Annotated in this window: 6 protein-coding genes and 1 tRNA gene; 5 read left to right on the top strand and 2 right to left on the bottom strand. The window is 59.5% G+C overall.

Features of this window, described 5'->3' with window-relative positions:
- The first annotated feature begins 294 nt into the window (after positions 1-294).
- A complete protein-coding gene (locus tag M2396_RS15400) occupies positions 295-2,541 on the top strand; it encodes a TonB-dependent siderophore receptor (RefSeq protein WP_259075849.1) in 2,247 nt (748 codons plus the stop codon).
- A gap of 119 nt (positions 2,542-2,660) precedes the next feature.
- Here the strand turns inward: M2396_RS15400 and M2396_RS15395 are convergent, their stop codons facing one another.
- Positions 2,661-3,713, bottom strand: coding sequence for a Gfo/Idh/MocA family protein (locus tag M2396_RS15395; RefSeq protein ID WP_188035428.1), 1,053 nt, complete (start codon positions 3,711-3,713; stop codon positions 2,661-2,663).
- Positions 3,714-3,820: 107 nt separating this feature from the next.
- Here M2396_RS15395 and M2396_RS15390 point away from each other — a divergent pair, with 107 nt between their 5' ends.
- Positions 3,821-4,768, top strand: coding sequence for a LysR substrate-binding domain-containing protein (locus tag M2396_RS15390; protein WP_259075819.1), 948 nt, complete (start codon positions 3,821-3,823; stop codon positions 4,766-4,768).
- A 124-nt stretch (positions 4,769-4,892) separates the two neighbouring features.
- Here the strand turns inward: M2396_RS15390 and M2396_RS15385 are convergent.
- Positions 4,893-4,977 (bottom strand) — tRNA-Leu (locus M2396_RS15385).
- Between the two features lie 108 nt (positions 4,978-5,085).
- Between M2396_RS15385 and queA the strand changes: the two genes are divergently transcribed.
- From queA to yajC, 3 genes are read left to right on the top strand one after another with little or no spacing between them, the layout of a single operon-like run.
- A complete protein-coding gene (gene queA / locus M2396_RS15380) occupies positions 5,086-6,135 on the top strand; it encodes a tRNA preQ1(34) S-adenosylmethionine ribosyltransferase-isomerase QueA (RefSeq protein WP_259075817.1) in 1,050 nt (349 codons plus the stop codon).
- Positions 6,136-6,149: 14 nt separating this feature from the next.
- Complete coding sequence (gene tgt / locus M2396_RS15375) at positions 6,150-7,265, top strand: tRNA guanosine(34) transglycosylase Tgt (RefSeq protein ID WP_178080815.1); 1,116 nt, start codon at positions 6,150-6,152, stop codon at positions 7,263-7,265.
- Positions 7,266-7,321: 56 nt separating this feature from the next.
- Positions 7,322-7,657 (top strand): preprotein translocase subunit YajC, encoded by a 336-nt coding sequence (yajC, locus tag M2396_RS15370; RefSeq protein WP_103436107.1) that lies wholly within the window; start codon positions 7,322-7,324, stop codon positions 7,655-7,657.
- The last annotated feature ends 24 nt before the right edge of the window (positions 7,658-7,681 follow it).

Below are 7,681 nucleotides of genomic sequence, written 5' to 3'. Positions count from 1 at the left end.
TCCCCATGTGAGAGTAGGTCATCGTCAAGATTCATTTCGCAAAACCCCTATCTGCGCGAGCAGGTAGGGGTTTTGTCTTTTCCGCGATCCGGAAATCTGGGGCCGCAACGCGGCCCCCAAATATCTGCCCCCGCCACGATCCCCAGCATTCTTACCCCATCCACCGCTCCGGCGCCGCAGCAAGGCCGTTTCTACGGCAATGGCAAACTAGAAAATCAAAGTGCTACAGATAATGATTCGTATTTGCTAGAGTGCGTGATCGAACCTATTCCATCACGACCAGCAGGTCCGCTCATGCTTATCCCTAACGTCCCCCGCAAAAGTGCGTTTAATTCCGTGTGGCTGCCGATCGGGCTGGTCGCGAGTATCTCAACACCGTTCGCCTTGGCAGAAACGGCGCTGGAGAACCAGCAAACGGCTAGCGCGAGCGATAGCCCGGGCGTCGTTCTGGAGTTGGAGGAAACTGCGATCTCGGCAAGCGCCGATGCCTCGCGAGAAGGCTTGGTGCCTGAATATGAGGGTGGTCAGGTGGCCCGCGGTGGGCGCGTGGGTATTCTGGGCAACAAGGATTACATGAGTACGCCATTCACCTCGACGTCCTACACCAATCAGCTGATTCGGGATCAACAGGCACAAAGTGTCGCCGATATCCTTCAGAACGACCCGTCGGTGCGCATTGCCCGTGGTTTTGGAAATTTCCAGGAACTCTACGTAGTGCGCGGCTTTCCTCTGTATTCCGATGACATTGCTTACAACGGCTTGTACGGGTTACTGCCACGCCAGTATGTGGCTGCCGAATTTATCGAGCGGGTGGAGGTGTTCCGCGGCGCCAACGCCTTCCTCAACGGTGCGGCGCCGGGCGGTACCGGGATCGGCGGTGCGATCAATATCCTGCCCAAGCGCGCCCCCAACGAGGCGCTCACCCGTTTGACTGTAGGTGCCGAGAACAATGGCTTTGGTACCGCCGCCGCGGATCTGGCACGACGCTTTGGCGAAGAGGATCGCTTCGGCGTGCGCGTCAATGTGGCCAAGCGCGGAGGCGAGACTGCGGTAGAAGACCAGGACCGTAGCCTGGACATGTTCGCCTTGGGCCTGGACTATCAAGGCGAGCGCTTGCGTTTGTCCGCAGATGTCGGCCATCAATACCACTTCATCGACAACCCATTGCCCAGCGTCACGCCGACGGGCAGAGTGCCGAGCCCGCCCGATGCAGACAAGAACTACGGGCAGTCGTGGACCTATTCGAAAGAGAAGCAGACGTTCGGCACCTTTCGCGCGGAGTACGACCTGAGCGACGCTGTCACCACGTGGGCAGCGATCGGCATGCGCAAAGGCGAAGAGAAGAACGTGCTCGCCAACCCCTCTTCCAATGCCGCAGGCGTAACCCGAGCCAATCGTTTCGACAACTATCGCGAAGAAACCATCACTACCGGCGAAGTCGGGATGCGCTTCAACCTGCAGACCGGCCCGGTGTCGCACCAGTGGGTGGTGTCGGGTGCGATGTTCGACAGCAAGGATCGAAACGCGTGGGCGGGTAACTTCGGCGGCTTCGCCGGTGACCTGTATGATCCCGCAGATTTTGCTAAACCGGACAATGTGAGCTTCAGCGGTTCCATGTCCGATCCGCACATCACTGCCCGCACGCACACGCAAAGTCTCGCAATCGCCGACACGCTTGGCTTCTTTGATGATCAACTGCTGCTGACGCTCGGTGCTCGTCGTCAGGGCATGGATGTGACCGGTTATGACTACAACAGTGGCGACAAGACGTCGAAGTACAACCGCTATGAGACCACACCTGTTGCGGGTGCTGTATACCAACTGAACGAGCAGTTCTCGGTATATGCCAATTACATCGAAGGGCTGACCAAGGGTGATACGGCCAGCGCCACCACAACCCTGCCTGACGGCTCCAGCGCGCCTGTTCTAAATGCTGGTCAGTCACTCGCACCGTATGTCGCCAAACAGACCGAGTTCGGCGTGAAATACGATGGCGGTGCTCTGGGCGGTAGCCTCGCAGTGTTCGAAACGCGCAAACCTGTAGGTATTGTCGAGAATCAGGTATTCAAGGATGGCGGCGAACAACGTAACCGCGGCATCGAACTGTCGCTGTTTGGCACACCAATTCAACGCGTGCGCCTGCTCGGTGGGGTAACACTGCTTGACGCAGAACTGAGCAAGACTCAAAACGGTGAAAACGACGGCAACGAGCCGATCGGCGTGCCTAAGGTGCAAGCAAACATCGGCGGCGAATGGGATGTGCCCGGCGTCGACGGCCTGACCCTGACCAGTCGCGTTGTCTATACCAGCAGTCAATACGTAAACAACGCCAACAGCCTCGAGATCCCCTCCTGGACCAGGTTTGATCTGGGCGCGCGGTACGGCCTTAAAGTCGATGACAAGGATGTAACCTTGCGCGCGCGGCTGGATAACGTTGCGGGCCGTAACTATTGGGCTTCAACTGGCGGCTACCCCGGCTCGAACTACCTGGTGCTGGGCGCCCCGCGCACGTTTTCGGTCAGTGCGTCGGTAGATTTCTGATGATTTGATCCTGCCTGGAGTTTTGTACAGCCGGGTTGTCATACTGCAAACAGGCCTCGCTCTGGTAGTACCCGCAAAGGGAAATATCCACCTAAAGCTTGAGAGGCAGTTCTAGTCGATCAGACAGGGGCTGTGCTGACGACCGCTCCAGACTTCGCCGCTTCGGCAATGGCCTCAGTGATGATCAGATTTCTGAGGCCATCGCGCACCGTGACCAGCGGCGCTTCAAGTCCCTGAATGATCCGGCAGAAATGCTCGAGCTGAAGCTCCAGTGGATCCCGACGTTCAACACCGGCGGTCGCCGTTTGAAAAGGCTTGAACCATGAGCGCTCTTCAGCGCGGGCATAGTATCTGAGGCGCATTGTGGGCACTGCAAGCGACCCGTTCTTGCCGCTGATTACATAGCAGTCTTCATCGGCGTAAGCGGCGTAGCTCGCATTCTCCTGGGACGTCTGCTCCCAACTGCGGGCACACCCCGCAGAGTCCGACAGCAGAAACGAGCCCAGGGCTCCGTTGGCAAAGCGCAGGCCGATACACACCGTGTCTTCGACCGGAAAGTTGCGCGCGGCACTCGACTGCATGGCCTGGACGGCAACGATCTCTCCGCACAGCGAGCGCAAGTTGCCGATCTCGTGAATCATGTTGATCAGGATCGGGCCGCCACCTTCCTGGCGCCGCCACACGGCCGCATCGAAGTAGTCATCCGGCTTGTAGAACAGCGCGCTGCCCTGCACGGCAACAATCTCGCCGAGCACGCCTTCGCCGATGATCTCCCGTGCCTTGGCCAGCACAGGGCTATGTGCTCGATGGTGCCCGACCAGCAGACGCGCACCCTTTGCGGTTGCCGCAGCGAGCAGACGCTTACCTTCTTCAACGCTGTGGGCGACGGGTTTTTCGATCAAGGCGGCAACGCCTGCCTCGACGCATTGCAACGCCTGCGCAACATGCAGCGCATTGGGCGTGGCAAGGATAACGCCGTCCGGTTTGACGTTGTCGAACAAGGCCGCCAGATCTGCATATTGAGGAACGCCCAGAGCGGTCAGGTAATCGTCCGGGATCGTTACCGGATCAACAACGGCAACCAGTTCACAAGACAGGCTCGCTTGTACAAGTTCGATATGGCGGCGACCGATCATGCCGACGCCGGCCACTGCAATTCTGATTCTGGACATGATTTGATCTTCACAGTTGTTTTTGTGTTCCTGAGGAGCAGCGCTGGCTCATCAGGTGCTGTTAGGATCCAGCCTACTATCGCCGGCGAAGGTCATAATGGGCTCAGATGAAATATCAGAATTCTCAATTACTGAACAATGACCCGTTCCTGCGTGACCTTTTGCTCTTCACTGCGATCGCCCGCTGTTCGAGCTTCGTCAGCGCAGGGGCTGAGTTGGGGATCTCGCCAGCGCACGTCAGCAAGCGCATCGCGACACTTGAGCAAAGCCTCAACTGCAAGCTGTTCAACCGCACGACGCGCCGCGTCACCATCACCCGTGAAGGCGAGGCGATGCTGGTCTGGGCCAAACAGATTCTGGAAAACGTCCACGGCATGCTGGAAACGTCCCATGGAGACCGGGTAGAGCCCAGAGGGCTGCTGCGGATCAGCACCAGTCAACGACTGGGCCGTTTCCACGTGGCACCCATTCTCGGCCTGCTGCGTAAGCGCTACCCAGGACTTGAGGTCTGGATCGAGTTGATGGACAGGCGCACGGACCTGATCGGTGAACAGTTCGATATCGATATTCGAGTAGGGGAGGTGACCGAGCAGCATCTGATTGCCCACAAAATCGCCAGCAGCCAGAGGATTCTGTGCGCCGCCCCGAGCTATGTCGCGGAGCGAGGCCATCCCGCTTCGCTGGCTGATCTGGCACAGCACGACTGCCTGCTGCTGCGCGACAGGGACAGTAGCTTTGGTTTGTGGCGTCTAGAGGGGCCAGCTGGCATGGAGACCGTCAAGGTGACCGGGCCTATGGCATCGAACAACAGCGACATCGTGCGCGAGTGGGCGCATGAAGGGCTGGGCATCATCATGGCCTCCACATGGGACGTCGCCCCCAGTTTTGCGCAGGGCAAGCTCATGCGACTGCTGCCTGCTTGGCATCAGGTTGCGGATATTTCCGCGGTCACGACGGTCCGTGCTTCACAGTCGGAGAAAATCAAAGTGTGCCTTGAGTTTCTGACTGAACAGTTGACGGCTGGTGCTTATGCGCTTGAGGGCATAACTGACTGAGCAGCACATCAAAGAGCACTGCTTTGCTGGAGAAAACGTTCAAACTGTAGAAACTAAAAAGCCCGCAATCAGCGGGCTTTTGGGATGTTGCGTAGACGCCGGTAAGGCGTCTATGTGTTGCGTTTGGTGCCCCGAGGGAGACTCGAACTCCCACTCCTTTCGAAAACGGATTTTGAATCCGCCGCGTCTACCAATTCCGCCATCAGGGCTTGTGGGGCGGCAGTATAGAGAGGCTCCGCGGGTCGGTCAATCGGCTTTCATGGAGAATTTTCACAGGTTGGGCTAAACTTTGCGGCCCTGTCGAACCGAACACAATCATGCGCGTCGCCGATTTTTCCTTCGAACTCCCCGATTCCCTGATCGCCCGCCACCCATTGGCCGAGCGCCATGGCAGCCGACTGCTGGTTCTTGATGGACCGAGCGGCGCGCTGGCTCATCAGCAATTCACCGATCTGCTCGAACACCTGCGCCCAGGTGACCTGATGGTGTTCAACAACACCCGGGTGATCCCGGCGCGGTTGTTTGGCCAAAAAGCCTCGGGCGGCAAGCTCGAAGTGCTGGTCGAGCGCGTGCTCGACAGCCACCGGGTGCTGGCCCATGTGCGTGCAAGCAAGGCGCCCAAGGTCGGTACACAGTTGCTCATCGACGGCGGCGGCGAGGCCGAGATGGTCGCCCGCCATGACACGCTGTTCGAGCTCCGTTTCAGCGAAGAAGTGCTGCCGCTGCTCGATCGCGTCGGCCATATGCCGCTGCCGCCGTATATCGATCGCCCGGACGAGGGCGCCGACCGCGAGCGCTATCAGACTGTTTATGCCGAGCGCGCAGGTGCCGTCGCGGCGCCAACCGCAGGCCTGCACTTCGACCAGCCGCTGCTCGAGAAAATCGCAGCCAAGGGCGTCGAGAGCGCGTTCGTTACCTTGCATGTGGGCGCCGGCACCTTCCAGCCGGTGCGGGTCGACAAGATCGAAGACCACCATATGCACAAGGAATGGCTCGAAGTCAGCCAGGAGGTAGTCGATGCCGTGGCCGCGTGCCGTGCGCGTGGCGGCCGAGTGGTTGCCGTCGGCACCACCAGCGTGCGCTCGCTGGAGAGTGCCGCGCGTGATGGCCAGCTCAAGGCGTTCAGCGGCGACACCGACATCTTTATCTACCCGGGCCGGCCGTTCCATGTGGTCGATGCCCTGGTCACCAACTTCCACCTGCCGGAGTCCACGCTGCTGATGCTGGTCTCGGCCTTCGCCGGTTACCCCGAGACCATGGCGGCCTACGACGCTGCGGTCGAGCATGGCTACCGCTTCTTCAGTTACGGTGATGCGATGTTCATCACCCGCAATCCGGCGCCGCGCGGCCCCGAGGATCAAGCATGAGTCGCACCTGTCGTATGTCCTTCGAACTGCTGGCCACCGACGGCAAGGCCCGTCGTGGCCGCCTGACCTTCCCCCGTGGCACGGTCGAGACCCCGGCGTTCATGCCGGTGGGCACCTATGGCACGGTCAAGGGCATGCTGCCGCGTGACATCGAGGCCACCGGCGCCGAGATCATTCTCGGCAACACCTTCCACCTGTGGCTGCGCCCGGGCACCGAGGTGATCAAGAAGCACAACGGCCTGCACGATTTCATGCAGTGGAAAGGCCCGATTCTGACCGACTCCGGTGGCTTCCAGGTGTTCAGCCTGGGCGCCATGCGCAAGATCAAGGAAGAGGGCGTGACCTTCGCCTCGCCAGTCGATGGCTCCAAGGTGTTCATGGGCCCGGAAGAGTCGATGCAGGTCCAGCGTGATCTGGGCTCGGACATCGTGATGATCTTCGACGAATGCACGCCGTACCCGGCCGAGCATGACGTCGCGCGCACCTCGATGGAGCTGTCGCTGCGCTGGGCGCAGCGCTCCAAGGACGCCCACGCCGACAACACTGCGGCGCTGTTTGGCATCGTTCAGGGCGGCATGTATCAAGACTTGCGGGAACGCTCGCTGGAGGCGCTGGTCAACATCGACTTCGACGGCCTGGCGATCGGCGGCTTGTCGGTCGGTGAGCCGAAGCACGAGATGATCAAGGTGCTCGATTACCTGCCGGCGATGATGCCCGCTGACAAACCTCGTTACCTTATGGGGGTAGGCAAACCCGAGGATCTTGTGGAGGGTGTGCGCCGCGGCGTCGACATGTTCGACTGCGTGATGCCGACGCGCAATGCGCGCAACGGCCATCTGTTCATCGACACCGGGGTGATCAAGATCCGCAACGCGTTCCATCGCCATGATGATTCGCCGCTGGATCCGACCTGCGATTGCTATACCTGCAGCAACTTCTCGCGCGCCTATCTGCACCACCTGGACAAGTGCGGAGAAATGTTGAGCAGCATGTTGAATACAATCCATAACTTGCGTCATTACCAGCGCCTGATGGCCGGTTTACGCGAGGCTATTCAACAAGGTAAATTGGCCGCCTTTGTCGACGCCTTCTATGCCAAACGCGGGCTTGCTGTGCCGCCTTTGGACTGACTGACTGTAACCGTTTGCCAACCCAACACGTTGCAACATAACAACTGGAGTGTCACATGAGCTTTTTGATCCCCGCCGCCTACGCGGACGCCGCAGCCCCTGCCGCCGGCCCTATGGGTGGTGGTTTCGAGTGGATTTTCCTGGTCGGCTTCCTGGTCATCTTCTACCTGATGATCTGGCGTCCACAGGCCAAGCGCGCCAAAGAGCAGAAGAACCTGCTGGGCAACTTGCAGAAAGGTGACGAAGTTGTCACCAACGGCGGCATCGCCGGCAAGATCGTCAAGGTTTCCGATGACTTCGTGGTACTGGAAGTGTCCGACACCGTCGAGATGAAGTTCCAGAAGGGCGCCGTGGCTGCGACCCTGCCTAAAGGTACGCTCAAGGCTATCTGAGGTACCGGTTTTACTTTTTCCAGT

The sequence above is a fragment of the Pseudomonas sp. BIGb0278 genome, assembly GCF_024809895.1.
GTDB classification, from domain to species: Bacteria; Pseudomonadota; Gammaproteobacteria; order Pseudomonadales; family Pseudomonadaceae; genus Aquipseudomonas; species Aquipseudomonas shirazensis.
The sequence above is the reverse complement of the archived record's forward strand: the minus strand, read 5'-3'. Positions and strand labels throughout refer to the sequence as shown.

Excerpts from the sequence above, each read along its gene's own strand:
- yajC (WP_103436107.1), top strand. The coding sequence starts at position 7,322 with ATGAGCTTTTTGATCCCCGCCGCCTACGCGGACGCCGCAGCCCCTGCC.
- M2396_RS15400 (WP_259075849.1), top strand. The coding sequence starts at position 295 with ATGCTTATCCCTAACGTCCCCCGCAAAAGTGCGTTTAATTCCGTGTGG.
- M2396_RS15395 (WP_188035428.1), bottom strand. The coding sequence starts at position 3,713 with ATGTCCAGAATCAGAATTGCAGTGGCCGGCGTCGGCATGATCGGTCGC.
- queA (WP_259075817.1), top strand. The coding sequence starts at position 5,086 with ATGCGCGTCGCCGATTTTTCCTTCGAACTCCCCGATTCCCTGATCGCC.
- tgt (WP_178080815.1), top strand. The coding sequence starts at position 6,150 with ATGTCCTTCGAACTGCTGGCCACCGACGGCAAGGCCCGTCGTGGCCGC.
- M2396_RS15390 (WP_259075819.1), top strand. The coding sequence starts at position 3,821 with ATGAAATATCAGAATTCTCAATTACTGAACAATGACCCGTTCCTGCGT.